The 25,904-nt window shown below is 61.8% G+C and carries 19 protein-coding genes; 8 read left to right on the forward strand and 11 right to left on the reverse strand.

Annotated features, from left to right (window positions below; genetic code table 11):
- Position 1: 1 nt before the first annotated feature.
- Positions 2-259 (reverse strand): Trm112 family protein, encoded by a 258-nt coding sequence (locus tag I41_RS18505; protein WP_145434419.1) that lies wholly within the window; start codon positions 257-259, stop codon positions 2-4.
- 256 nt (positions 260-515) lie between these two features.
- Between I41_RS18505 and I41_RS18510 the strand changes: the two genes are divergently transcribed.
- Positions 516-1,247: a hypothetical protein gene (locus I41_RS18510; RefSeq protein ID WP_145434420.1), complete on the forward strand. Its 732-nt coding sequence runs from the start codon at positions 516-518 to the stop codon at positions 1,245-1,247.
- Positions 1,248-1,525: 278 nt separating this feature from the next.
- On the forward strand, positions 1,526-2,464 hold the full coding sequence (locus I41_RS18515) for an alpha/beta hydrolase (protein WP_145434421.1): 939 nt from the start codon (positions 1,526-1,528) through the stop codon (positions 2,462-2,464).
- 63 nt (positions 2,465-2,527) lie between these two features.
- Here I41_RS18515 and I41_RS18520 read toward each other — a convergent pair whose 3' ends face one another.
- Positions 2,528-2,887, reverse strand: a complete 360-nt coding sequence (locus I41_RS18520) for a rhodanese-like domain-containing protein (protein WP_145434422.1) — start codon at positions 2,885-2,887, stop codon at positions 2,528-2,530.
- Positions 2,888-3,147: 260 nt separating this feature from the next.
- Here I41_RS18520 and I41_RS18525 point away from each other — a divergent pair, with 260 nt between their 5' ends.
- The 5 genes from I41_RS18525 (at position 3,148) to I41_RS18545 (ending at position 8,151) form a co-directional block, all read left to right on the forward strand.
- Positions 3,148-3,666, forward strand: coding sequence for an RNA polymerase sigma factor (locus I41_RS18525; RefSeq protein WP_210420997.1), 519 nt, complete (start codon positions 3,148-3,150; stop codon positions 3,664-3,666).
- Positions 3,663-4,217, forward strand: coding sequence for a hypothetical protein (locus tag I41_RS18530; protein WP_145434424.1), 555 nt, complete (start codon positions 3,663-3,665; stop codon positions 4,215-4,217). Before I41_RS18525 ends, I41_RS18530 begins: the two co-directional genes overlap by 4 nt.
- Before the next feature lie 265 nt (positions 4,218-4,482).
- Positions 4,483-5,568 carry a hypothetical protein gene (locus tag I41_RS18535; protein ID WP_145434425.1) on the forward strand — a complete coding sequence of 362 codons (1,086 nt, stop codon included), beginning with the start codon at positions 4,483-4,485 and terminating at the stop codon, positions 5,566-5,568.
- Positions 5,569-5,600: 32 nt separating this feature from the next.
- Complete coding sequence (locus tag I41_RS18540) at positions 5,601-7,019, forward strand: hypothetical protein (RefSeq protein WP_145434426.1); 1,419 nt, start codon at positions 5,601-5,603, stop codon at positions 7,017-7,019.
- A gap of 100 nt (positions 7,020-7,119) precedes the next feature.
- The gene (locus I41_RS18545) at positions 7,120-8,151 is read left to right on the forward strand and encodes a DUF1254 domain-containing protein (protein ID WP_145434427.1); all 1,032 of its coding nucleotides are present in this window, start codon (positions 7,120-7,122) and stop codon (positions 8,149-8,151) included.
- Positions 8,152-8,189: 38 nt separating this feature from the next.
- Here I41_RS18545 and I41_RS18550 read toward each other — a convergent pair whose 3' ends face one another.
- From I41_RS18550 to I41_RS18580, 7 genes are all read right to left on the reverse strand, one after another.
- Positions 8,190-8,777 (reverse strand): hypothetical protein, encoded by a 588-nt coding sequence (locus I41_RS18550; RefSeq protein ID WP_145434428.1) that lies wholly within the window; start codon positions 8,775-8,777, stop codon positions 8,190-8,192.
- A 123-nt stretch (positions 8,778-8,900) separates the two neighbouring features.
- Entirely contained in the window at positions 8,901-10,376 is a 1,476-nt protein-coding gene (locus I41_RS18555) for a DUF1501 domain-containing protein (protein WP_145434429.1), read from the reverse strand.
- 2 nt (positions 10,377-10,378) lie between these two features.
- The gene (locus tag I41_RS18560; RefSeq protein ID WP_145434430.1) at positions 10,379-13,159 is read right to left on the reverse strand and encodes a PSD1 and planctomycete cytochrome C domain-containing protein; all 2,781 of its coding nucleotides are present in this window, start codon (positions 13,157-13,159) and stop codon (positions 10,379-10,381) included.
- 62 nt (positions 13,160-13,221) lie between these two features.
- Complete coding sequence (locus tag I41_RS18565) at positions 13,222-14,640, reverse strand: DUF1501 domain-containing protein (protein ID WP_246133700.1); 1,419 nt, start codon at positions 14,638-14,640, stop codon at positions 13,222-13,224.
- A 26-nt stretch (positions 14,641-14,666) separates the two neighbouring features.
- A complete protein-coding gene (locus I41_RS18570) occupies positions 14,667-17,246 on the reverse strand; it encodes a PSD1 and planctomycete cytochrome C domain-containing protein (protein ID WP_145434432.1) in 2,580 nt (859 codons plus the stop codon).
- Between the two features lie 87 nt (positions 17,247-17,333).
- Positions 17,334-18,800, reverse strand: a complete 1,467-nt coding sequence (locus I41_RS18575; RefSeq protein WP_210420998.1) for a DUF1501 domain-containing protein — start codon at positions 18,798-18,800, stop codon at positions 17,334-17,336.
- Positions 18,801-18,811: 11 nt separating this feature from the next.
- Positions 18,812-21,859 carry a DUF1553 domain-containing protein gene (locus I41_RS18580; RefSeq protein WP_145434433.1) on the reverse strand — a complete coding sequence of 1,016 codons (3,048 nt, stop codon included), beginning with the start codon at positions 21,857-21,859 and terminating at the stop codon, positions 18,812-18,814.
- A 281-nt stretch (positions 21,860-22,140) separates the two neighbouring features.
- Between I41_RS18580 and I41_RS18585 the strand changes: the two genes are divergently transcribed.
- Positions 22,141-23,409 (forward strand): PQQ-binding-like beta-propeller repeat protein, encoded by a 1,269-nt coding sequence (locus I41_RS18585; RefSeq protein WP_210420999.1) that lies wholly within the window; start codon positions 22,141-22,143, stop codon positions 23,407-23,409.
- Between the two features lie 503 nt (positions 23,410-23,912).
- Here I41_RS18585 and I41_RS18590 read toward each other — a convergent pair.
- Together I41_RS18590 and I41_RS18595 are read right to left on the reverse strand one after the other, a co-directional pair.
- Positions 23,913-24,947: an NADP-dependent oxidoreductase gene (locus I41_RS18590; protein ID WP_145434434.1), complete on the reverse strand. Its 1,035-nt coding sequence runs from the start codon at positions 24,945-24,947 to the stop codon at positions 23,913-23,915.
- A 370-nt stretch (positions 24,948-25,317) separates the two neighbouring features.
- Entirely contained in the window at positions 25,318-25,611 is a 294-nt protein-coding gene (locus I41_RS18595) for a hypothetical protein (RefSeq protein ID WP_145434435.1), read from the reverse strand.
- Positions 25,612-25,904 lie beyond the last annotated feature (293 nt).

Raw genomic sequence — 25,904 nt, forward strand, 5'->3', positions numbered from 1 at the left:
TTTAGTTAAACGCCCCCAGATCAATCGCTTCGTCCGGCAACATCACCGGGATCTCGTCGATGATGGGATAGAGCAAATCGCCAGCGGCGCGAACCAGCCCGCCGTCGAGCGGCTTTTCGAACGCCTCGCCGGCGACGTTCTTCAGAGTTCCAGCGGCGACCGCGAGGTTAAGCTTGGCTACCAGGTCCGCGCTCGCCCGATGCAACTCCGAACGATCGAGCGGGCAGCGGAGTATTTCAATCAAGTGGTCGGCAATCATCTCGGGGGCTCGCTAGCAACCCCGGTGGGAGTTGCGATGACGTCGGGAAGCGTGGTTGTAAATCATCTCGCATTCTACGCCCCTGCCGCTGAGGCTGCTAGCGTGTCCGCATTCCTATCCCACTGAAGCCCGCCAACCCTTGCAACCGATACCTTTCTATAACTGCGCAGCGGAGAATCGCTGCGTAACTCCGGCCGCCATAGCGGTCGAGCGACGACTTGGCCAAGGATGGCCGAGGGGGGACGGGCCGATGGACATGCGATGCAGACTTTGGGCGGCGGCCGTAACGGCTGGCGTCATCGGCGCGAATGCGGCCAACGGCCAGCAGCAATACATCGATAAGGATGGCATCAGGTACGAGGTCGTCCAGCAGCAGGTCCCAACACAAGTGCTGGTCACTGAAACCCGGGAACAGCAACAAACGACGTATCGCCAACAGATTACGACTGAGAACGTGCAGCACCAACAGGTCTATCACGTACCGGTTACCCAGTATCAGGTCGTCTCGCAACTCCACAATCGCTGGAACCCGTTTGGCGAGCCGTACTGGACGCATCATTACGAGCCGGTAACGACTTGGCAACAACAAGTCGGCACCGTGCAAATCCCCGTGAGTCGGGTCACCGTGGTCCCTGAGACGCGGACGGTCCAGCAATCGGTCCCCACTTGGAAAACGGTCAACAACACCGTCATCACCCATCGAGCAATCGGTCCGACGCCGACTGGCCCCGGCGCGAACACGATGATGGCTGCCGCACCCTCGCCGACCAGCGCTGCTTCCACGGCGACGCTGCAGCCGATCCAGTCGCCGGCGCCGACGCGAGTTGCGTCGGCCAATCAGCTCGGCGGAACTCAGCTGCAGAGCGATCCGCCACGGTATGGCGCCGCCAACGCAAATGCTGGCTGGCAGCCGCCGGCCGCGGCGCCACTGCCTGCCCAGACGGCGACTCAGCCGTCATCGACGCCGCCCCCGAGTTCGCGGTATTGAGGCTGGCGATTTCGACCGCATTCATGGTGTAGCGGGTCGACGCGCACCATGCGTTCACACTGTTCGGCGCGAAAGCCGATCCACGTGCACGCGAAAAACAGGGCCGTTGTATTCGAGCATCCTTCGAGGCCACGCCTCGCGACGGTGTGGCGCGGCTCCCTCGCGCAAGGCCTCGACCGTACGGGGAGGGGACAAGCCCATCATTCATTTCGCGGGCACGATGGAGTAAACTGGACGACTCGCCGCCCTGTAAACCGAGTCGCTGATCAGGTACTCCAATGAACTCGCCCTATCTGCCTGCCGCCCCGCTCGTGACAGGCGCGCTCTTGGCGACTTTCGCGGTTTTTCTCCTGGCCCCCGCCGTTCCCGCTGAGGAACCTTCCGTGGAAATTCGCTACGAATACGGTCCCGATTCCATCCGCCAGGAGAGCGTGCCGCAGGGTACGATCACCGAGCATGTCTGGAGCGACAGCAAAATTTACCCGGGGACGCTGCGGCGCTATTGGATTTACGTCCCCGCGCAGTACGAGCCCTCGAAAGCGGCGGCACTTATGGTGTTTCAAGACGGCCATGCGTATGTCCGCGAGCGCGGGGAATTCCGCACGCCGATCGTTCTTGACAATCTGATCCACGAAGGAGCGATGCCGGTGACGATCGGCGTGTTTGTCGATCCAGGCACGACGCAGCCCGAGCTCCCGCCGAAGCCAGGGTGGGAACCCAAGCCGGAAAACCGCAGCGTCGAGTACGACACATTGAGCCCTGACTACGCAAACTTTTTGCTGACGGAAATCCTGCCCGCGGTGCAGAAAGATTACAACATCACCGACGATCCCGAGGGCCACGCCATCGCGGGGATCAGTAGCGGCGGCATCGCGGCGTTCACGACGGCGTGGGAACGACCCGATGCCTTTCGCAAGGTGCTCAGCCATGTGGGCAGCTTCACGAACATTCGCGGCGGCGATCGCTACCCAGGCATGATTCGCAAAGGGCACGACAAACGGCCAATGCGCATCTTCCTGCAAGATGGAAGGCACGACCTCGATAACGCCCACGGCAATTGGTGGCTCGGCAATTTGCAGATGGACGCCGCGCTGAAGTTTGCCGGCTACGACTACAAGTTCGTGGCGGGTGAAGGCGCCCACAACGGAAATCACGGCGGAGCCATTTTACCCGACTCGCTCCGCTGGCTGTGGCGTGACTACAAGCTTCCGCAATGACCGGTCAGTTGCGTTCGACCTCTCCGCGACGAGGCGCGGCCGCCAGTCGCGTGGCTGCGTTAGCTATTCGACCCCGAATCCTGCTTCCTTCCACGCTTTGAATCCGCCGATCAAGGACGAAACATTCGCATAGCCCATGCGTCCGAGGCTCTCCGCGGCAAGCGCCGATCGCTTGCCGCCGCCGCAATACAGAACAATTGGCTGGTTCGCGTCGGGCGCCTCCGCCTCAATCTTCATTTCTAGCACGCCTCGCGACAGGTGCTTGGCCCCGACCGCATGCTCTTTTGCGAACTCGTCTCCCTCGCGGACGTCAATTAGTAGCCCGCCGTTTTCGTAGATCTCGCCGGCCTCCGCCGCAGAAACATCGCGCACTTTTTCCTGCGCTTCGGCTGCCAACCGCTCAAAACGGGGCCCATGTGCCATGGCATTCTCCTTTCCAAGGATTTGGTTGAGGTCAAAAGGGCAGAGGGAGCTGCCGATCGCGTCCATTGTTCCGCTCTACGCCAATTTCGTTGCAACATTCGGACCGATTCGGCCGTTCCCAACGCTCTTAGGGCCAGTTTTTCGCTCTGTCGCCAAGAATTTCCTGAACCGTTCCTCCTCCGCGCGCAACTATTCTATCGATTCAGCCGGAGGACAATTCAATCGCACGCACCAGCCAGCAAATCCGCGACGAACTCCTCGTGTTGCGCTGCCGTCGACGCGACTTGGCCGCTTGGGATGAGTTAGTCGCCGCCTGGAATGACCGGCTATTTTATTTTCTCCGTCAACTGATCGACCACGAACATGACGCAGCGAACGTCCTGCAGGAAGTCTGGTTGGCGGCGTTCCGTAATATTGGCGGCCTGAGACATGATACGCACTTTGCCCCTTGGATCTATATCATCGCCCGCCGCGCGGCGATGAAATACTACCGCGGCCGATTCGCCCGCGACGAGACGACGTCTACTGAGGTCGCGCTGCATGAACCGGGCAGCGACGTTGACGTGCAGCGAGATTTTGACAATGCAGAGCTCGTTCACTACGGGCTCGGTCGCCTCCCGCTGGCGGAGCGAGAGCTCCTGACGCTCCACTTCTTGGACGACCTGTCGATCGCCGAAATCGCAACCGTGCTCGAAATTCCCGGCGGCACGGTGAAGTCAAGGCTCTGGAAAGCCCGCCAGAGCCTCCGCCGTATTCTCGATGAGGAGGCCACGCCATGAACGGAGATCCACTTGGCGACCGTTTGCTGGCTGTCGCACCGCTCTCCCAAAATTCTCGCCAGCAACTCGAACAGGATCTATCTAACATGTTTAAGCGCGAACTTACAAGGACGCGACGTTCATTCTTTGGCGTCGTCGCCGCTATCGCCCTCGTTAGCAGCGGCGTCTGTGCGGCCCTCGCCTTGACGGAGCCCGATCTGCCGGCGCTGCCGCGCACAGCGCTGGCCGTTGGATCGATGTTCGGCTTGGCTTGGGCCGTCGTGGCTGCGCAAATTTGCTGGCGCGGCGCACTCGACGTTAAACAAGACGGTCGGCGGATCGCCGCGATGGTCTGGTGCTTCACGGTGCTAATGATGACGTTCTTCCTCGCCGCCGGCATGGGCGCCGAAGACCGTCTTCAAGGACTGATGCTGATCGCGGGCGGTCTGCCTTTCCTCATCGGGGCCGGGGTTTACTGGCTAAACTACCGTATCGAGCAAGCGGAGCTTAGCGCGCAGGAGCAGTTCCTGCAGCTTGAGCTCCTGCTCGCCAAGCTGAGCGAGCAGAAGTAGCGGGGCGATGCGGCCCTCGAATTCTCTCGGCGCCGGCGGCATCGGCAGAGTTCCCCACGATTGCCTTCAACCGCGTCCAGCGAAGCTGCCAGAGCTGCCAACGAGCGCACTCTCGCGGCGAAGGCGCGTCTTTTGTGCCTTTTTAGCTACCCGAAGGCGAAGGGCGGTTGTTATTTTATTAATAGCAACCTTCGGCGTCGCCGTCGGGGCCGGACGCGGTCGAGGCGTCGACCTTGCTGCCACTTGGGCCTTGGGAACATCGCCTGTGATCGAGAACCTGTTTAATAGCGTGCGGAATCTTTCCGATCACTGGGCCGTCGTCATCGGCATCAGCGTCGTCTTCTTCGTCGTCCAGACGATCCTGAGCATGAAGGTCTACGCCCAGGCGTGGGACCAGAATCGCCTCCTCCGCCAGCTTCGTCGCGAGTTCGACGAGGGGGAAACCGGCCGGCCGCTGCCTGAGGATGCGATTGACGATTTCGATTGGTTGGAGTGGGTGCTGACGGCCTTCCCTGCCAGTGGGGAGCAGCGCCGGCCGGCTCACTTCAATCGCGACACCGCGCTGCACGAACTCGACACGCGAATTGCCAGTGACTGGTCGTACCTATTGCTCCAACGGATGGGCGTGATGGCGCCGCTGCTGGGCGTCGTGCTGACCGTCATCGGTTTCTACTGGCTCAAGGTCGACGACGCCGGCGAGCAGTCATTGCAGACGATTTTGGTTTCCGTCACCCCGTTGATCAGCGGCGTTGGCGCCGGCGCCGTGCTTGCGCTACTCAATCAGTTCTTATTGCAAATCGTGGGAGGGCGGTTGGAGCGCCTGCGAATGTCGGCTCGCACTTGGTTCGACGCCGTCATTTGGCCGAGCGTCAACGTCGAATCGCCTGACCGGGCGGCGAACACGATCAGTTCGATCGAGACGTTCGCTAGCCTCTTGGTCGGAGCGGCGCAGCGACATGCCGAAAGCTCCGAGCAGATTAAGGCTTCCGCTGCTTCGCTGAAACTCGCGACGAGCCAGTTTGATCAAGTCGTCGGCGCGATCCAGGACGAGCTGAAAGACCTTCCGGGGGCGCTCGCGGTGATCCGTGACGCCACGGCGGCTTCTGCTCAGTCTTTGCTGGAGCTCGTTCCCACCGGAACCCGCGCTGTCGCCAATCTAGACGTCTCGGTAGCGGCCTTCCGGACCACGATCGACCAGCAATTTGCGGAGGCGGCCAAGATTCACCTAGAAGCAAGCAAATCACTCGACGTCGCCGTAGAGCAGATGCGCCGACTGTTAGAGCAAAGCGCCTCGCCCAACGGCGCCGTTGACGAACTCGATCAGTCATGGATCGCCGATCGCCCGCGCTAATCAAGCGCTAAGCGGGCCTGGAACGTATCAATATGCACCTCGAACGAGTCACCTCCCGCTCCAGTGAAGCCGGCGTGGCCGGTTGGATCGCCAGCAACGACGTCACCTTGTTCACCATGGTCCTCGTCATGGTGATCGCCATTTTCTTGCACTCTCGCGTAAACAAGGGACTCTCGGAACAAGCGCAACTGGCTGACCAGAATGCGACAATCGTCGCAACCCTCACGTCGACCGCTGCCGAGCTAGACGACGCCCGCGATCTGCTCGCGCAGACGAACGAGCGGCTCACGTTGACGCAGGCGGAGCGCGATCAGTTGCAGCAACAACTGCTCGACAAGCTGACCGCGATGACGGAGATCAACGCCAAGCTCGAGGCGATCTTAGCCGACAAAGGCGAACTCACACGACAGCGAGAAACGCTGCTCTCGGAGAAAGAGGCGCTTTCCCGTGAAAAGGCGATGCTTGAGGGGGACCGCGATCAAACGGCCGCGACGAACGTGACGCTCCACAGTCGGCTCGATGAGCTTTCGAGTCAACTCGCGGCCAAAGTTGCCGCGTTGGAGGCGATCGAGTCCCAGCGCGACGAGCTGACCAAGCAGGCGGCCGAGCTCAAGACGTTGGTCACTTCGCTGAAGCAACGGCTGGAGCAGATGAATGTCGAACTCCGCACTGCTAAGAACGAAGCTGAGGCTGCGAAGGCCACGGCCGACGCCGATGCTCAGCAACTGCAAGCGAAACTCGCTGCGGGCGATCGCCAAGCCGAAGCCTACCTCGCCGACCTGCGTCGCGCCACTGAAATGCTGGAGAGTCTGAAGCTTGAGAAACAGCAGTTGCAAAGCGAACTCACCGCCGCCGAACGCCAGCGGCAGGCCGACCTCCTGGCGGAGGCAGAGAACAACCGCGAACTCGTCGGGCTAAAAGGTTCGCTGCGCCGGGTGGCGATCATCTTCGACGCTTCTGGCAGCATGCGGCAGACTGGAGGGGGTGGGGCAGATCGATGGACCGAGGCCCGCGAGATCGCCGCCACGTGGCTGAAGCACCTGAACGTGCACGAGTGCGTGCTGATCGTGTACTCCACCGACGTTCGTACGTTTCCTGCCGACGGCTCGCTCACCGACCTCCGGGGCACCGAAGGCGCGGCCAAGCGTGATCAACTCTTGCGAGAACTCGAAGCGATTCAACCAGGCGGCTGGACCGACACCCTTGCCGCATTCCAAAAGGCGTATGAGTACGACGTCGACACAATTTTGCTTCTCTCCGACGGCGCCCCGAGCAAACTTGCTTCAGGGGCCTACCAGGATGCCCTCGCACAGCAGATTTACCAGCTCTGCCGACAACACGCGGAAGTTCCGGTCAACACCATCGGCCTCGGGAATTACTTCGACCAAGAAATGTCGGCGTTCCTGCGCACCGTGGCGAACATCACGGGAGGCGAATTTCGCGGCGAGTGACGCCGAAGTGGGGCTACGGCAATCTGACGCCTAACATCAACGAGCGGCTTATCCATTGTCTAACCTCTAATCCTTGAGCACCTGATCGCCTGGGACCACGATGAACTCGCGTCTGTTGATTTGCTTTCTGTCGATTGCCGCCGTCGCGGCAACGGCTCAATATGTCCACTCGGCCGAGCCCACCCGCGTAACGGTCGACAACTTCAGTCGCGCCGAGTCGGACCTTTATTTCACCCGTTTTGCCAAGGAGGGTGGCTTTGGCAAGTTTCAGCATGAACGGGAGGTGGCCGACATCGGCCATCAAACCGTGGTGCGACTCAATCGTGATACGCTATATTCGTTTGGCGTATTCGACCTGAATGCCGGGCCGGTCACGGTGACGTTGCCGGAAGTCGGCAAGCGATACATGGCGCTGCAGGTGATCAACGAGGATCACTACGCCCCCAACGTCTTCTACGCGCCAGGCGCGTTTACAATCACGAAGGAGACAGCAGGCACGCCATATGTGGCGCTCGCTGTGCGGACCTTCGTCGATCCGAACAATCCGGCCGACGTGGAGGAAGTGCACCAAGTGCAGGATGCGATCAAGGTTGAGCAAAAGTCGGCGGGCGAGTTTAAGGTCGGCGAATGGGACGCCGTGTCGCAAGACAAGGTGCGAAGTGCTCTGATCAATCTAGCGGCGGCGAACGGCGGGCTCGACTCGCGGCGGATGTTCGGTCGGAAGGATCAAGTCGATCCGGTTCAGCACCTTATCGGCACTGCCGCCGGCTGGGGAGGCAATCCGGCCACGGCGGCGATATATGTCGGCGTCGTGCCGGAGAAGAATGACGGGAGAACCGTATACCGACTGACAGTGAAAGACGTACCCGTCGACGGATTTTGGTCAATCAGCGTTTACAACGCCGAAGGCTACTTCGCGAAGAATTCGCAAAACGCGTATACGCTGAACAATATTACGGCGAAGCCGAGCGCGGACGGGTCATATCAGATTCAATTCGGCGGATGCGATGGTAAGTTCCCGAACTGCCTGCCGATCATGCCAGGATGGAACTACACGGTGCGCCTCTATCGGCCGCGGGCCGAAATCCTTGACGGGAAGTGGGCCTTTCCGGCGGCCAAACCGGTCGACTAGAGCGTTCCGCAGCGGTGACTCGCTTGAGACTCTCCGTTTCACCTCGCCGTCGGTTGGCCATGCCATAGCGAGTCATCGGTCGTCGCGCCACGTAAGGCGCGGGCGATGAGAGCGGTTCGCTCGAGCGCCTCGCGAAGCGGGGCCGACCAGGGGCCGCCCTGAGCGCGCTGCCAGCCAGCACGGGCCAATGCGATGGCCGGATCATCGCCGTCGGCCAGGGGGTCGGCGGGGAGACGATCGTAATACGCGCGGAACATGGTCGTCGAGGCGAAGAACGCCCGCATGCCCTGTTGATCCGCCAGCGCGGCCTGCAGACGCAGGCAGGCATGCTCGTGCACCCGTTTGGCTGGATTAAAGTTATCGAGTCCCCAATCCTGTTTTGTCAGGCTGTCGGGCCCCTCGCAGAGGGCATGACAGACTTCGTGCAGGATCATTTGAGCCAACGAGTCGTCGAGATCCAACGTTTCGGGCGTGCCGATCGTGAGGACGCCGGCGCCATCCCAGGAGGCGTTCACCTCGGCGCTCCGCACGATGCGGATGCCCATTTCTTTCGCCGCGCGGATCCACACCAGCGCAAGAGGGTCGTCGTAGGATTTTATGATCTTTCGCACGGTAGTCGGCGTCATGGATTCTCGGATTCAAGAGCACGCTGCCCGCAGCGCGGCTGTCCCTCGCGCACCATGCTAATCAGTTGCGGCGCCATGCTGGCGACGGCGCCAGCAACAATCCGTAAGCACGTGCGGCGGCTCTCAAGCCAGCACTTGGCGAATCACGCGTCCCTCGACATTGGTCAGACGTCGCTGAATCCCATTATGCTGGAAGGTAAGCTGCTCGTGGTTTAATCCCAGCAAGTGCAGGATCGTCGCGTTCAAATCGTAAAGGGAATGAACGTCTTGGACCGCTTTGAGGCCGAGTTCGTCCGTCTCACCGTGGCTGACGCCAGGCTTGATACCGGCTCCAGTCAGCCAGCAAGTGAAACCGTCCGGGTTATGGTCGCGGCCTTGGGCGCCCTTTTGGAACATCGGCATGCGGCCGAACTCGGTGCACCACACTACCAGCGTATCCTGTAGCAATCCCCGTTGCTTGAGGTCATGGATCAATGCAGCAGCGGGCTGGTCGAGGATCGCAGCGTGCTTATCGTATTGCTCCTTCAGTTTGTTGTGCCCGTCCCAGTTGAGTTCGCCGCCGCTGGCGTAGGCGCCGTTGAACAGTTGCACGAAGCGTACGCCGCGCTCGATTAGGCGCCGGGCAAGAATACAGTTGCGGGCGAAAGCCGCCTTAGTCGGATTTGACTCGTCGGTCGCTCCGTACATTTTCAGAATGTGCGTCGGCTCCGACGCCAAATCGGTCGCTTCCGGCACGCTCAGTTGCATTCGCGCGGCCAGTTCGTAGCTCGCGATGCGCGCCGCAAGTTTGCCATCGCCCGGATGCTGCGCCAAATGCGACTCGTTGATTTTTCGTAACAGCGTCCGTGCCGCCTGATCCTCCCTTGACGAGATTCCGGGCGGTTGTAAGTGCCGAACCGGCTCCTGAGCGCTCAACACCGTCGCTTGAAACGCAGCGGGCAGGAAACCGGGGCCCCAGTTGTTGGAACCGCTTTGCGGCACGCCGCGCGGGTCGGGAATGGCGACGAAGGCGGGCAGGTCTTGATTCTCGCTGCCGAGACCGTAGTTGACCCACGCCCCCAGGCTAGGAAAGCCGTCGGTCACGAACCCGGTCGACAGGAAGTTCTCTGCAGGGCCGTGCGTATTGCTCTTGCTGGTGAGCGAATGGACGAACGCCAGTTCATCGGTCAGCGCCGCCAAGTGCGGAAGCATGTCGGAAACCATCTTGCCCGTCTCGCCACGAGGACGGAAGTGGTACTGGGGGCGGGCGAGATTTCCGGCAGGTCCCTGGAAGGTCACCGGGGGCCCGCCGGCCAATGGCAAACCGTCGCGCTTAATCAACTCGGGTTTGTAGTCCCAGGTTTCGAGTTGACTCACCGCGCCAGCGCAGAAGATGACGACGACATTGTTGGCCTGCGGGCGAAAGTGCGGCGAGCGCGGCGCATGAGGTCGCGTCGGGTCGATCACGGGCGTTTGAGCTGCGAGCAGGTCGTCACGAGACAAGAGGCTGGTCAGCGCGATCGAACCAAGGCTGGCGGCCGCGTTGGCGAAGAACGTTCGGCGCTCCAGAAATTGACGCCCGGCGCTCGAGAGCCCATCAGCGGAATATTTCGTCGACATGTTTACGGAAAGAACAGGAATTCATTGCTGTTAAACAGTGCCCGACAGAGAGTCGCCAAGCCAAATTCGGTCACCACTTGCGCGGCGTCTGCGATTTCCGCTGCGGTCGCGGCGCGGTTGAACGCTAGCTCGTAGGCGCGACGGATTTGGGCGTTCACGTCCGTGCCCGCGTCGTCTGCGACGCGCGCGGCGAAAGCGGCCGACTCTTCGAGCGTAAAGCGGCTGTTGAAAAGATTCAGCGCCTGAATTGGCGTCGTCGACTCGCGGCGGCGGCCCGCGCTCTGACCGCCGTCGGGGCAATCGAAGGCGCCAAACACGGCGTCGCGCTCTCGTCGAACCTTATGGGCGTAAATCATCCGGCGGCAGCCTGATTCGTCAAACGTTTCAACGGGCTGAAACCCGGTCAGTCCTCCGCGCTTGTCAAACAGGTCGAATCCAGGTCCTCCCATCGTCAACTGCAAGCGGCCGCTCACGTCTAGCATCGCGTCGCGAATCGTCTCTCCGTCAAGGCGTCGCATGGGGTAGCGCCACAAGAGGCGCACGTCGGCGTCCTTGGCAGCGCACGCCTCATCGTGTCGCGACGATTGGCGATAGACGCTGGAAAGCACGATGAGTCGATCCATTTGCTTGATCGACCATCCTGAGCGGATGAATTCGCCGGCCAGCCAGTCGAGCAGTTCAGGATGACTTGGCCTGGCGCCGTTACGGCCAAAGTCATTAGCGGTTTCTACTAAGCCAATGCCAAAGTGTGTCTGCCAAATGCGGTTGGCCATCACCCGCGCCGTCAGCGGATTGCGCGGGCTGGCGATCCAATCAGCGAGGGTGCTGCGACGTTGCAGTTCACTAGCGCCCGGCGCTGCTGCCGTCCCGAGCGCAACGGGCACGGCCGGAACGACCTCTTCTTTAGGTTGCTCCGGATCGCCGCGCAGAAGCAGATGGATCACGTCGGGAGTGCGGAAGACGCCGGCAAACGCGGTCTGTCCGACCGCAGCGCTGGCGATCTGCTCCTCAAGTTGATCCTTCCTCTCCTGTAAGCGATGTGCTTCCTCGGCTTCGGCCGCGCTGAGCCCGTCGCGAGAGGTTTGCAGCTCACGCTCCTTGCCTGGAATGAGTTTCGCGCGATCTAGTGCGTCAGCCACCACGAGCCACTCGCCCGACGCAGTTGCCGCCTCGACGCGATAGTCAATGGCGAGGCGATCAGCGAATTCGCCCGTGCGATCGCGTCCCCACGCCACGCGGTCGATCGAGTGCTCCTCGGCAAACGTCACTTCGATCCATCCATGACCGTCTTCACTCGACATCCAGCTCCGCGAGTTGCCGTATTGTCCATCGTTGATGAATCGTCGCTCGTGCCGGTCGGCCACCGTCGAGTCGCCCGAAGTGGCGACCCGGGCGCCAGAGCTTGCAAGCGCGACGTTGACGCCGGCCGTCGTGAAGATTTCCAATTCGTCGAGACAGGGCTCCAATCCATTGGTCGCCAGTACGACAAATCGGAGGCGCTGGGCGCGCGTCTCTGGAAACCGCTCCACGTTGAGGCGCGAGTTCACCGCTCCGCGCTCCTGGCCCGATCGGGCGAGAGGGACCAGTTGCGCCAATTGCTGTTCGATCCCTGACAGCTCGGATTGGAGACTCGCCGTCTCCGCCCGCCGGGCAAGGGCGGCGGGGGATTTCAGGTCGCGATCGGCGTATTCGACGCCGGCGACGAAAGCCTGCATGGCATAGTAGTCTCGCTGAGAAATCGGATCAAACTTGTGATCATGGCACCGGGCACAGGCGACGCTTAAGCCCAAAAAGGTCTGTCCGACGTTGACGACAATCTCGTCCAATGAATCCTGTCGCGCCAGTCGCATGGAAGGCGCATCCTGCCCTACTTGTCCCGGAAGCAGCACCGACGCCGTTACGAGAAAGCCGGTCGCCGCGTCTTGCGCCAATGCGTCGCCGACAATCTGCTCGCGAATGAAGCGGTCGTAGGGCGTGTCTTTGTTGAAGGACTCGATGACGTAGTCGCGATAAGGCCAAGCATTGGGACGCTCGGTGTTAACTTCGAATCCATGCGTATCCGCGTAGCGCACCACATCCAACCAATGCTGCGCCCAGCGCTCGCCGTAGCGAGGCGACGCGAGCAATCGGTCAACGACTCGCTCGTAGGCCTCGTGGGTCTGGTCCTGGAGAAACGCATCGACTTCCGCTGGCGAAGGCGGCAGCCCAATCAAATCGAACGAGACCCGTCGCAACCACGCGACGCGATCTGCTTCGGGGGCGGGCTGCAGGCCTTCTGTCTGTAGCCGATCGAAGATAAAGCGATCGACGCCATTGCGCACCCACGCATTGCCGTTTAGCGCCGGCGGAATGGGATTCGTCAGCGGCTTGAACGACCAATGATCACGCTTATCCTCGACACTTGCCAAGTCCGCGTCTTCTGGCCAAACAGCTCCTTCCGTAATCCATCTTGTCAGCGTCGATATCTCCTCCGCCGTCAACGGCGGGGAGTCTAGCGGCATTCGCAGCGAGGGGTCGGCTTCGCACGCGAGCTGAATTAGCGGACTGGCGTCAGCGTTTCCGGCAACGATACTCGGTCCATAGGCGTCTCCTCCCCGAAACGCCTCGGACTTTACGTCCAATCGCAAGCCGCTCTTCTGTTTGTCGGCCCCATGACACGGATAGCAGCGTTGTTGCAGGATGGGCCGCACATCGCGCACAAAGTCGACGTCGACCGCGCGCGCCGACGAGGCCTGCTGGCAATATGTAAAGACGACAAGTAAGGCGCAGAGAATGCGGTTCATGGTTGTTCGGTCGCGACGGGCCGTAGCTTGCGTGGTGCGAATTCGCTCGGGCCTACGCTGTCTTACGCAATAATTTGGCGGATGACGGTGCCGTACACGTCCGTTAAGCGATAGTCGCGACCGGCATGACGATACGTCAACCGCTCGTGGTCCAACCCCAACAGGTGGAGAATCGTGGCGTGGAGATCGTGGATATGCACTCGACCACTCGTCGTCTTGTAACCAAATTCGTCCGTCTCGCCGTGGCTGAAACCCCTGCGAACTCCGCCCCCGGCCAAGAATGTCGTAAAGCTTTCCGGCTGATGTTCGCGTCCGTGCTTTTCTAAAGGGGCCGTTCCGGTAATGTCCTGGCTCCAGGGCGTGCGGCCGAACTCGCCCGACCAAACAACCAGCGTATCGTCCAGCAAGCCTCGACGCTTCAGGTCGATGATTAGCGCGGCGACTGGTTGATCGGCCCCGAGGCACGAGTTTGGCAAGGCGCCGCGAATGTCTCCATGATGATCCCAACCGCCGATCGTTACCTGGACAAAGCGAACTCCTGCCTCGCACAATCGCCGCGCCAAGAGGCAGGCGCGCCCATTCTTGTCCGTGGCGTCAGTTCCGACGCCATAGAGCGCCAGCGTCTCGGCAGCTTCCGTGGAAAGATCAACCAGTTGGGGCGTTGCCGTCTGCATGCGGAAGGCGAGTTCGAATGAGTCGATTACCCCCTCCATCACGCGATCCTCGCCGATGCGGTCGAGCAACTCGCGGTTTGCCGCTTGCACGAAATCAATCCGGCGACGCTGTGCGTCCTTCGTGGTCTCCGGATCGCTCAGAAAGCGAATTGCAGACTCGCGCGGGTCGGTTGGAATTTGGCCGATGACCGTCCCCTGATGCGCCGCTGGCAGGAAGGCCGAGCCATAGGCGCGCACGTCGGCATCAGCGTGAATACTCACAAAGCCAGGCAGGTTCTCATTCTCTGAACCAAGCCCATAGCTGGCCCACGCTCCCATGGCGGGCCGCACTTCATTAAACACGCCCGTATTGAACTGCAACGTGGCGAGATCGTGGGCCGGATTATCAACTTGCATCCCATGCAAAAAACACAGGTCATCAGCGACCTTCGCGAGATGGGGCAGCAAGGTGGAGATCGTTGCTCCACTCTCTCCCCTTGGCAGGATAGGCGCCATCGGTCCGAGCGTGAGAAACTTATCGGTGCCCACGGGCGCACCGGACGGCAGATCAGTCAGCCCCACGCGCCGTCCGTGATCGCGCACGAGTCGCGGTTTCGGCACAAACAAGTCATGCTGCGACGGACCGCCGGCCATGAAGAGGAAGATCACGCGTTTAGCGCGCGCCGCAAAATGCGTTGCCCGCGGAGCCAACGGGGCTTTGGCGGCCGTCGCTATGTCGGCCAGCATCGCCTGCAGCGCAATGCTTCCGAAGCCGCAGGCCGCGCGCTGCAGAAAATCGCGACGGTTCACCGCGGGGACGTACGACAATTGTTGGCTCCCTCTCATCGCGTAACTCACAATCGAAAGAGGAACTCATTGGACGCAAGAAGAGCGTGCGCCAGCTGCTGCCAGGAATCGTGGCGACTGGCGTCGGCTCCCGCCGAGCCATTCTCGGGGGCGGCGGGCGCCGACGCTCCAAGAAATGCCCGGGCGTTTGATAGCTCCTCGGGCGTGCAGGGGCGATTCAAGACGCGTCGATAGAGCGCGTGGAGTCTTGCTTCTTCATCCTCCAACGAGCTGTCAGCCAGCAACGTTTCGGTCAAAGACTTCGCTGCCTGCTGCAGCAACGGACCATTGATCAAGAAGAGCGCCTGGGAGGCGACGGCCGTCGTGGGCCGACCGCCGGTGTATTGAGCTGGCTGTGGGAAATCGAAAAAATTGAGAATGTCCGCCGGGCCCCGCTGCTCGGATGAACGGACGACCGGCAAATAGATCGTCCGCACTCTAGGGGCGTCGTCGCGAAATCGTTGGAGCGAAAAACTGATCGGATTGACCGACTTGGGATCGAGCTCGCCGACATTCTCCATGAATTCGGGAGCAAGCGCCGGTCCGCCCGCACTACAACGCAGCAGGCCGCTGGACGCCAGCAACGCGTCACGAATCATCTCCGCTTCAAGTCGTCGCGGGCTCATGCGCCACAGCAATCGATTGTCGGGATCGGCGGCCAACATCGTGCTCGCTGCTGTCGTTGCGGTTGACTGTTGGCGGTAAGTGCGACTGAGCACCAACTCTCGCAGCAACTGCTTCTGCGACCAGCCTTGAGATATAAACTGTCGCGCCAGGAAGTCGAGCAGTTCGGGGTGACTTGGCGGCTCACTACGTGCGCCAAAATAGTCGACCGAGTCGACGATCCCGCGGCCAAATAGCTTTTGCCACAGTCGATTGACCGTGACGCGCGAGACCACATGGCTGGCGGGACCCGTTAGCCAGTCGGCTAGTTGCTGACGACCGCTCTGGTCGGCCGGAATTTTTGGGCCTGTCCCGCGCGCCATGGCCCGAATAAACCCGCGCGGCACGACGTCGCCCGGAGCATGAGGATTCCCTCGCAAGCAGATGCGGGAGTTCCCAATCTCAGCACCCTCTTTAACGGCAAACGTGGCAGGCGCCGACGGACGAATATAGTCCTTGTGCCACAATCGCTGATTGCACGCGGCTACCTTGGCCGCCAAGTCAGCCCGTTCCTGCTTCAACTCTGCGGGAGACCGATCGTCTTCAGGCGACGATGCGTTGGCCAACGTCGCACTTTCGCCGTTACTGATTCCTTGCTCAGCTGTTTCCAGCAGTCGATCGATTTCGTCAATCCTTCTGGCGCTGAGGGCCTGCTCCTGACGAATCTCCTCAACCTCTCGATCATGCGCCGACAGCGCGGCCTCGCGCGTCGTGAATTCCGCCAATGTCTCCGGCAGCGTGACAAGCGTCACTGTGCTCCACACCCCGCGGTCGACTTTGCGCGTCGACTCGGTGCTCGCGAAGATGCCCGCCAACCCGTAGTAGTCTTGGAGGATGATGGGATCAAACTTGTGATCGTGGCAGCGGGCGCACTGCAGCGACATCCCCAAGAACGCCTTGCCAACCTTCTCTATCTGATGATCGACGAGGTCCATTCGCATGACGAGCTTGTCAGACTCGACGATGTTGACATTGCCCAGTACCAAGAATCCCGTTGCGATGATCTGATCCTGCCGTTCTTCAATGCTGCTGCTCGTAAGCAGATCGCCGGCAAGCTGCTCGCGGATAAACTGGTCGAAGGGCTTTTCCGCGTTGAGCGCGCGGATGACGTAGTCGCGATAGCGCCACGCCTGCTCAGCCGGAACGTTGTTGGCCGAGCCAATCTGGTCCGCGTAACCGACGAGGTCGAGCCACGGACGCGCCCAGCGCTCGCCATATTCCCGCGAGGAAAGTAATCGATCGACGACCCGTGCGAAGGCTTCTTCGCTGGCGTCGCCAAGAAAAGCGTCGACTTCCGCCATCGTTGGCGGTAATCCGGTTAGATCGAACGTCACCCGACGCAGCCAGGCGCCGCGGTCGACATCCGGCGAGGGCTGCCATCCTTTTTGCTCCAATCGAGCGAGAACGAAGCGGTCAATGTCGCCAAGCGGCCACTCGGCATTGTCGACCTGAGGCGGCGTCACGTCGGGCAGAGGCTCGAGGACCCACAACGTGCCGCTGGGACCCGGCGCCGCCTCGATCGCCTCGCCATCCCGTGGGTCGGGGGCTCCCATCCTGACCCACTGCTCAAGGACAGCGATCTGCTCTGCGCTCAATTTGCCGTCAGGCGGCATTTGCGGATAGTCGTCCTGGTAGCGCACGGCCCGCAGTAGGGGACTGTCCTCCGGTCGATCCGCCAAGATGGCTGGACCGCGGTCGCCGCCAGTTTGCCAACCCGAGCGGTACTCAAGCGATAGGCCCCCTTGACGCTTGTTGCCAGCGTGACATGGGTAGCAATGTTCGACAAGCAGGGGCCGGACGCGCTGCTCGAAGAACTCCATCTGCTCAGTCAAAGCGGGCTGTGCAGCGAAGCTGATCGACGCAGAGAACGCGATCGCAACGCCCGCCGCTAGCCGCCCAATGGTAGTTACGACGCGCGTTCCCATGCCTGTTTAGCTTACCGCTGTAAACTGCTTAACTCAAATGTAGTTGGACGCCTGAGGCGAGCATGACGAATGCGGACGGCCCAGCCGCTAGACGAGAATATCCTTCAGCAGCGTCCCGTGGACGTTCGTCAAACGGCGCTGGATGCCGTTGTGGTAGTACGTGAGACGCTCGTGGTCGATCCCCAGGAGATGCAGGACGGTGGCGTGAAAGTCGGGCCAAGTGACTCGATTCTCGATCGCCTTGTAGCCGAACTCGTCAGTCTGCCCGTAGGTCGTGCCGCTTCGCAAACCAGCCCCAGCCATCCATACGGAAAAGCCGTATTGATTATGGTCGCGGCCGGTCCCCACGACGTCAGCCGCCGACTGCGTAAATGGCGTCCTTCCAAACTCCGTGGTAAACAACACAAGCGTGTCGTCGAGCATGCCGCGCTGGCGCAAGTCGCGCAACAGTCCAGCGACAGGCCGATCGATGCGGGGCGCCTCCTGGCCGTGGTTGAGGACCATGTTCTCATGACCGTCCCAGTTGATCCGCGGGTTGCCAAACGAGCCGCCGGAGAATAATTGCACAAAGCGAACGCCTTTCTCCAACAGTCTTCTGGCCAACAGACACCCGCGGCCAAAGTCAGCGGAGTCGGGCCGATCGAGACCGTACATGGCGTAAGTCGCCGCGGTTTCACCGCTGATCGCCGTCACTTCCGGCACGGCAAGTTGCATCTTGGCGGCGAGCTCATAGCTACGCACTCGCGCCAGCAGCGAGTCGTCGACTCCGCGTTCGGACATGTGACGCATGTTCATCGCCGACAGCAACTCGCGCGTCGCACGTTCGCGCGAGTCGCTGATGGGCTGCGCCGGAGCGAGATTGTCGATCGCGGCGCCTTTGCTGCGGAATGACACGCCTTGATGCCGCGCGGGCAGGAAGCCGTTCGTCCAATTGATCGTGCCGCCGGCTGGAAATCCCCTCGCATCGGGAATGACGACGAACGCCGGCAACTCGTCCGTTTCGGAGCCCAGGCCGTACGATAGCCAGGAGCCGAGCACGGGAAAGCCGTTCAGCCGGAAGCCGGTATTCTCCTGAAACGTCGCCGGCGTGTGATTCGACGTTTCGGCCACCATCGAATGGATGACACTCAGTTCATCAGCGACTTCGGCGAGGCTTGGGAACAAATCCGAGACCCACAACCCGCTCTCGCCTCGGCGTTTGAACTGCCAATCACTTTGTCGCAAGAGTCCGACTTGGCCAAAGAAGACGTCAGGCTTCTCCGACGTCGGCATCGGCTGGCCGTGATGCGCGGCCAGTAATGGTTTGTAATCGAAGGAATCAACCTGGCTTAGACCGCCGCACAAGCACACGTGGATGACTCGCTTTGCTCTTGCCGGCCAATGCGACGTTCGATCAACTCCGGTTTCTGGGGATCCCGCAGCGTTCAGACGGTCGCCCGCTACCAGCAGGCTCGCCAGCGCAGCGCCGCCGATTCCGGCCTGGACCCAAGAGAACAACTCTCGTCGATCCAGCAACCGATCTGCGCTATGTGGGTCAGGAGGCTCGTTTGCCATTGTTCAGCTTATCAATCGACGTATAGGAATTCGTTGCTGTTGTAGATTGCCCGAGTCAACGCGCTTAACCCGTGTCGTTCAACCGCCTGGCGCGCGATCAAGACTTCCTCGTCCGACGGGTCGCGAATGTAGGCGAGCCGATAGGTTCGTGCAATTTGATCGGACACGTTCTCACCGACCTCGCGCACAACGCGTTCGGCAAGCTTCTCCGACATGCGCAAGATGAACGAACTGTTGAGCAGCGCCAGCGCCTGCAATGGCGTCGTCGTCACGGCCCGTTTCGGCGTCGTCGTCGACGGGTCGGGGCAATCGAACGCATCAAGCAAGCCGTTGCGACCGCCGCGCGCCCAGACGCGATAGATGCTGCGGCGATTGAACTCAGGTCCCAGCGGGTCGGCCGGCTCGTACGTATACGTGCCCGAACGGAGGACCTCGTTGTAGTCGCGAAACCCGGGCCCAGTCCGAACCGCATTCAGTTCGCCCGCGATTGCGAGTGCGGCGTCTCGCACCTCCTCGGCCTCCAGGCGCACGGGGCTCTTCCGCCAGAGCCAACGATTCTCGGCGTCGAGCCGAGCGGCGGCGGGAATCGGCCGCGACGTTTGGCGATAGGTTGCCGACAGCACGATCAGTCGATGAAGCTCCTTCAGGCTCCACTGCTCGTCGATCAGTGTGGCTGCTAACCAGTCGAGCAGTAGTGGGTGGCTCGGCCGCGACCCGCCGAATCCGAAATCATTCGGCGTGTCGACTAGACCAATGCCAAAGTGATACTGCCAGACGCGATTGGCAATGACGCGCGGGAACAAGGGATTGCGGGGATCCGTGATCCAACGACTGAGAGCAACTCGACGTTCCGCTTCGGGCGCGTCCGCACTCAGCCCGAAATCGGCTGGCACGCCCGCCAGAGCGGCGACGCCCCCCGGTTTGACGACGTCGGCGGTAAGACGAATGTCGCCTCGCAGCAACAATCGTGCTGGTTCCGGCTGGCGAGGCGCGACGGCATAGCAGGTCGTGTTCGGCAAAACAGGCGTCGACTTTCGGAGCGCTTCGAGACGCGTGAGGAGTGCAGCTCGGGTTGCCACCTCAGCCGGCGAGAGCCTCGCAACGAGCGCCTCCTCCGAGACGTATTCACTCGCAGCGCCCGCCGATGCAGCCACTTCGGCAGGCGATAGCGCGCGGTCGTAAAGCTGGGCCCGATCGATCGATCCAGCAAGCATTCGATTCCCGCCGGCCGTACCATGCCGCAACCCAAAGACGACCTGCGCTTCCCCCGCCTGGAAGCGCACGGGCGGATCGGCGACGTAGGGTTCTCCGTAAGGAATGCCGTTACGATAGGCGGTGATGGCGCCGTCGGCGGCGTAGACAATGGCAACATGTACCAACTCGCGATCGCCTTCGGTTTCGGGCGGGCCGCCGAAGCTGCGCGTGCGAGCAAAGCCGTCGCTGCCGGCCATCCAGCAAGCGCTCTCGCGCTCGGCGAAGACGATGGCATCGAAGACGGCTCCATCTAAACTCTGGACCGACATCACGCCGCCGCCGCCCTGCTTCAGGTCGGCCAGCGAGACCCAAGCCTCGAGCGTTTTGGCCTGCAACTCCGTTTCCAGCGGCGCGGACGCCGCGAATGCTTCCTTGCCGTCAAGCAATAGCGCGCCGTTCCGTAGTTGAGCGCCGCCATGGAGCGTGCCCGGCAGATTCCCCTGACTCGCGTGAGGACCCTCGTCGAAATCCCAACGCACTAGCGGTCGCGGAGGGCTGACCGTTGCAGCCGAACCGCCGGCGCGCTCGGCCCGAATCTGCGCTCGGATGGGAGATTCGAGGGCCTCGACCTGCGCGGCGAGCTCGGCAAGTTCGGCGGACGTCTCCGCCGAGCGCCGCGCGAACTCGGCCCGCTCCGCTGCGCTTGTGACGTCGCGCTCGCCATGCCTGACGCCGCTCAAGGCGGACGTGAGCTGATAGTACTCAACTTGCCGAATGGGGTCGAATTTGTGATCGTGGCAACGCGCACAATTGGCAGTGAGCGCCAAGAACGTCTGACACGTCGTGCCGACGATGTCTTCCAATTCATCCTGACGGACGACCGCCTTCATGGCGTCGCTCTGCTGATTCTGGCCTGCCGTATCGTAGGCGCCGGCCACCAGAAAGCCCGTCGCCTTGATCGCTTCCGCGTCATCGGGGGCCAGCACATCGCCTGCCAATTGTTGGCGCGCGAATTCGTCGAACGGCAGATCGCGATTCAGCGCCGCAATCACCCAATCTCGATAGGGCCACGCATTGCGCCGCGGCTCGTCGTATTCAAAGCCATTGCTTTCGCCAAAGCGCACGACGTCGAGCCAGTGGCGAGCCCAGCGCTCGCCGTAGTCGGGCGAGGCCAGCAGCCGGTCGACCTGCTTCTCGTAAGCTCGAGGATCGACGTCGGCAACAAACGCGGCAACCTCTTCGGGCGTGGGGGGCAGGCCCGTCAGATCGAACGCCAGTCGGCGCAGCAGCGTCCGGCGATCCGCCTCGGGCGAGGGCGCAAGCCCCTCGGCTTCCAATTTTGCGAGGACGAAGGCATCGACCGGATTTCGCGGCCATTTCGCATCTTTGACCGCAGGCGCCGGGGCGCGCACCACCGGCTGCAGCGACCACCAATCGTAGCCGGCCCGCACGTCGCTGGTGTAGCGAAACCGATCAATCGACTCGCGTCCCCAATCTGCCCCCGAGGCAATCCAATCGCCGAGCATTTCTTTTTCAGCCGCCGAGAGCGGCGACTTCGGCGGCATCTCGTCGCTGATGATCCTTTCCCATAGCAGGCTCTTCTCACGCTTGCCGGGCGAGATCGAAGGGCCGCTGTCACCGCCGGCCAGCGCCGCAGCGGAACTCGTCAGGTCCAGCCCGCCCTTCATGTCTGAGGGGTTGTGACACTCCAGGCAGCGACGGGCCAACAGCGATGCGATGGAGTCGTCAAACTCTTGGGCAGCATCAAACGAAGCCTCCGCGTTCGGCTCGGCGTGCAGGTGCGCCGATGCGAGGCCGCCACCGAAAACGAGGCTCCAGAGGATGACGAAGTGCGTGCGTGACATGCGATTGATTGACGAGACGCCGTCCAAGCGAGTGTGGAGCGCACGGGGCGTCTCCCGGCCTGCCGATGAGTCTGCGTGCGATCCCGGCCGTCGACCGCCCTCTCATGATACCAGATGAGCGGTTGGAGAGGCCGCGAATGACGCGAAGTTCCTTCGCCGGGTTATGCGGTTGCTCGCTTCTCGGCGCGGTCCGAGCGGACTAGACTATGCAGCATCTCGAAACGCCGCGGCCACATCGCAGCGCGGACTTCTTAAGCATTAGAGCAGAGCGAGGTGAGCACTTGTCGCCCTTGATTCGCGTTCTTGTCATTCTCGCCGTCGTGGAACTCATGCCACTGGCGCATGGGCAGCATGTGGATGATCGCATCTCGGTGAGCGCCGAGGACTGGCCATGGTGGCGGGGGCCCAACCGCAACGGGGAAGCCAACCCCGAGCAGCGCCCGCCGACCGCTTGGGATGGTTCGTCGCACGTCGTTTGGAAAAGTCGCGTCCCGGGGCGCGGGCATAGTTCTCCCAGCGTCGTCGGCAACCATGTCTTCCTCGCCACGGCCGATGAAGAACAACAAACGCAGTCGGTCGTTTGTTACGACCGCACGAACGGCAAGCAGCTGTGGGAAACCGTCGTCCATCGGGGCGGCCTCATGCGAAAGAATGAGAAGTCGTCGGCGGCCTCCAGTACCGTCGCCTGCGATGGAGAAAGAGTCTTCATCAACTTTGCGAACAGCGACGCCGTCTTCGTCACGGCTCTTGCGCTCGACGGCAAGCAACTGTGGCAAACGAAGATTTGTGACTACACAATCCACCAAGGCTTCGGAGCGTCGCCCGCGATTTACCAATCGTTCGTGATCGCCGCGGCCGACAGTCACGCCGGAGGCGTCCTCGCCGCGCTTGATCGCAGGTCGGGGCAAATTGTTTGGAAGCGCGATCGCCCCGAAGAGCCGAACTACACCTCGCCGATCATTCTGAACGTCGATGGCAAGGACCAGCTCTTCTTGACGGGCTGCGGGCTTTTTTCGAGCTTCGATCCGTTGAGCGGCGAAACGCTGTGGGAGATCCCGGGCGCCACCACCGAGTGCGTCACGTCGACCGTCTCTGACGGCAAGCGCGTCTTTTGCAGCGGCGGCTATCCCAAGAACCACTTGGCCGCCGTGCTGGCCGACGGATCTGGTAGGGTGGCGTGGGAAACTCGCGATCGCGTTTACGTTCCGTCGCTGCTCGCGCGAGACGGTTATTTGTTCGGCGTTCTCGACGCAGGGGTAGCCGCCTGCTGGAAAAGCGATACCGGCGAGCAGATGTGGAAGGAGCGGCTCGGCGGAGAGTTCAGCGCTTCGCCCGTGCTGATGGGCGACGCAATCTACGCGACCAGTGAGAGCGGCGAAACGTATATCTTCCGCGCGGACCCGACAAAATATGACCAGATTGCCGTCAATAAGCTCGGCGACCAGGTGATGGCGAGCATGGCGATCTGCGGCGGTCGAATCTATTCGCGCGTGGTTGAACATACCGATGACGGCCCTCAGGACATGCTCTACTGCCTGGGCGAACCGTAAGGCAGCGGCGCCGTTCGATTCTTGGCCGGTCTGATTGTTTATATTTGATGCGCAACGGCCGGGCCTCGCCAACCGGTCGAACCACCGTGTGGCAGGGGGCGCGAGTGGTGTCGAGAAAGCGATTTTTGCGATAACATGCGTAAGCTATTGTTCGGTCTCCAGTTAGGACGCGACTGGTCGCGACAGTGACGACAACTGTCGCGTCACGAGCGCGCTGGTGACGGTTCGTCTCGCCTGCCGCCCCGCTGCCGCGACGCCGCCGACAGGAGTTGGCGGCAGACTTATACCACAGAGGCCGCTATCAAGGGGCTTGCGGGAGGGGGAGTCGTTGCGGCGACGGGCTCAAGTCGCTCTGGGTGGCGTGCTTTAGCGTTAACGTAAGCATGTCGAAGCGTAAGAAGACGCGAGCGACCACGTCAGCATGCCGACGCTCGGCGACAGCATGCCATCCGCCGCATTCTCGCGAAAGCGGTAGCGACTCGCTTGACGCAGCTGCTTCAATCTCAAGCTTCGCGAGGGACGGTACCCACCCGCACAATCTTTTTCCCAAAATTCTCTCCACGCAGCACGCCGATGAGTTCGCGCGGGGCGTTCTCCAGCCCTTCGCTCACGTCTTCCTTGTACTTGATCCGACCCGCGCGCACCCAGCCGCCCACCTCTTCCAAGAACTGCGGGAACTGCGCGGCGAAGTCGCTCACGATGAAGCCGCGCAGCGTCAGTCGTTTCACGAGCACGTTCTGCATCAGTAGCGGCACGCGGTCGGGGCCGCTCGGTAGCTCGGTCGCGTTGTAGTGGGCGATCAGGCCGCACACGGGGATGCGGGCGAAGTTGTTCAGCAGCGGGAAGACCGCGGTGAAGACTTCGCCACCGACGTTCTCAAAGTAGACGTCGACGCCGTCAGGGCACGCGGCCTTCAGTCGGCCTGCCAAATCGGCCGCGCGGTGGTCGAGACAATCGTCGAACCCGAGCTCCTCATTTACGTAACGGCACTTCTCAGCCCCGCCGGCGATGCCGATAACGCGGCAGCCTTTCAGTTTGCCGAGTTGGCCGACGACCGAGCCGACGGCGCCCGACGCCGCGGCGACGACGAGCGTTTCACCCGGCTTCGGTTGGCCGATGTTCATCAGACCCGTATAGGCGGTGAGGCCCGGCATGCCGAGGACGCCGAGGGCGTAGGAGATCGGGCCCAGCGACGGGTCGATCTCTTGGAGGCCGTCGCCGTCGCTGAGGGCGTACTCCTGCCAACCAATCGGTGCGAGGACGATCTCGCCGACGCGATGGTCGGGGTGGTTCGACTCGACGACCTCGGTCACCGCCTGGCCCCCCATGACGCCGCCGACTTCGACGGGCGAGGCGTACGACTTCCCCTCGTTCATCCGGCCGCGCATGTAGGGGTCGAGCGAGAGGTAGAGGCTGCGTAGGAGGAGTTGACCGGGGGCAGGGGAGGGGAGTTCGGTTTGGACGAGCTTGAAGTTATCGAGCGTCGGTTCGCCGTGAGGGCGAGAGGCGAGGAGGATTTGTTTGTTTTGCGTAGGCATGGGAGTGGGAATGGGCGTCGGTGGGGTAGGTGGGCTCGATGCTGGATGCTGGATGTTGGAGATCTGGATGCTTGTCGCTGGGTTTGCTTGCGGGCTTTGCTGCTGGAGAGTTTACCTGATTGGTAGGGTAAAACGAAAACGCCGCTTGGGGCATTCCCAAGCGGCGTTCGTGTCGTCCCAGCCAAGCAGGTCGCGCGGGCCGGCGGCCTGCGCGATTGTGTCGTTCATGTTGCTACTGCGTTCGGGTTGCTCGTCACGATGTTCGTCGATACTGAGTTGGGCGGCTGAATTGTGCATAAGCCGTTGTCGCCGGCGGTTGCCACGCCGTCGCCATGACGTCGGCAGCGGCCAGCGGCCTCACCTGGCGTCGCTACCCGCTAACGCGCCGGCGCGACTTGCGGCCTGAGCCGGTGGCGCCCCATTCCTTCGTGAGGCTCTCGAACACCTCGGGGGTCTCGTAGCGGACGACTCCCTTGCCTTCGGGCATCGGGCCGATCAACCCGCGAAAGACCGGCATGCCGCGAAGGGTGAGGTCGGTGCTGCAATCGTCGATGCCGATCTGAGTGTGCATGCGCAAGACAGCGTCTTGGTGCTCGTAGTCGCGAGCCCGGAGTTCACCGTTTTTGCCGCGCGTGACGATTCGGTAAGTTTTTTCCTTCGCCATAGAGCTGCCGGGGGAGGTAAGTGGGAGTTGGTCAGGATACCCCAGCTATCGTCCGGAAATGGAAGAGATGACAAAAGTTTTGCCGCGCCAGCGCGCACCAGGCATCTTGCGCGAAACCGCTAGAACTGGCCCCAGCGTGCGTCGCCGGCGCAATGCGACGCGAGATGAGGGGCTGAGCCTTTTTTGGGGACACGGTGGCGCGGAGGCGGCGTCGCGGATGTTGCGCGTTGCCGCGAGTTTGTCGGCTGCTGGCGGGCGGGGAGAGCGCGATTACTTGATTGGTCGGCGGGCCG

This window comes from Lacipirellula limnantheis, assembly GCF_007746075.1.
Lineage (GTDB): Bacteria > Planctomycetota > Planctomycetia > Pirellulales > Lacipirellulaceae > Lacipirellula > Lacipirellula limnantheis.

Coding starts and splice junctions, on each gene's coding strand:
- I41_RS18590 (WP_145434434.1), bottom strand. CDS start 24,947: ATGCCTACGCAAAACAAACAAATCCTCCTCGCCTCTCGCCCTCACGGC.
- I41_RS18545 (WP_145434427.1), top strand. CDS start 7,120: ATGAACTCGCGTCTGTTGATTTGCTTTCTGTCGATTGCCGCCGTCGCG.
- I41_RS18530 (WP_145434424.1), top strand. CDS start 3,663: ATGAACGGAGATCCACTTGGCGACCGTTTGCTGGCTGTCGCACCGCTC.
- I41_RS18550 (WP_145434428.1), bottom strand. CDS start 8,777: ATGACGCCGACTACCGTGCGAAAGATCATAAAATCCTACGACGACCCT.
- I41_RS18580 (WP_145434433.1), bottom strand. CDS start 21,859: ATGTCACGCACGCACTTCGTCATCCTCTGGAGCCTCGTTTTCGGTGGC.
- I41_RS18520 (WP_145434422.1), bottom strand. CDS start 2,887: ATGGCACATGGGCCCCGTTTTGAGCGGTTGGCAGCCGAAGCGCAGGAA.
- I41_RS18575 (WP_210420998.1), bottom strand. CDS start 18,800: ATGGCAAACGAGCCTCCTGACCCACATAGCGCAGATCGGTTGCTGGAT.
- I41_RS18555 (WP_145434429.1), bottom strand. CDS start 10,376: ATGTCGACGAAATATTCCGCTGATGGGCTCTCGAGCGCCGGGCGTCAA.
- I41_RS18595 (WP_145434435.1), bottom strand. CDS start 25,611: ATGGCGAAGGAAAAAACTTACCGAATCGTCACGCGCGGCAAAAACGGT.
- I41_RS18560 (WP_145434430.1), bottom strand. CDS start 13,159: ATGAACCGCATTCTCTGCGCCTTACTTGTCGTCTTTACATATTGCCAG.
- I41_RS18540 (WP_145434426.1), top strand. CDS start 5,601: ATGCACCTCGAACGAGTCACCTCCCGCTCCAGTGAAGCCGGCGTGGCC.
- I41_RS18510 (WP_145434420.1), top strand. CDS start 516: ATGCGATGCAGACTTTGGGCGGCGGCCGTAACGGCTGGCGTCATCGGC.
- I41_RS18505 (WP_145434419.1), bottom strand. CDS start 259: ATGATTGCCGACCACTTGATTGAAATACTCCGCTGCCCGCTCGATCGT.
- I41_RS18570 (WP_145434432.1), bottom strand. CDS start 17,246: ATGGGAACGCGCGTCGTAACTACCATTGGGCGGCTAGCGGCGGGCGTT.
- I41_RS18515 (WP_145434421.1), top strand. CDS start 1,526: ATGAACTCGCCCTATCTGCCTGCCGCCCCGCTCGTGACAGGCGCGCTC.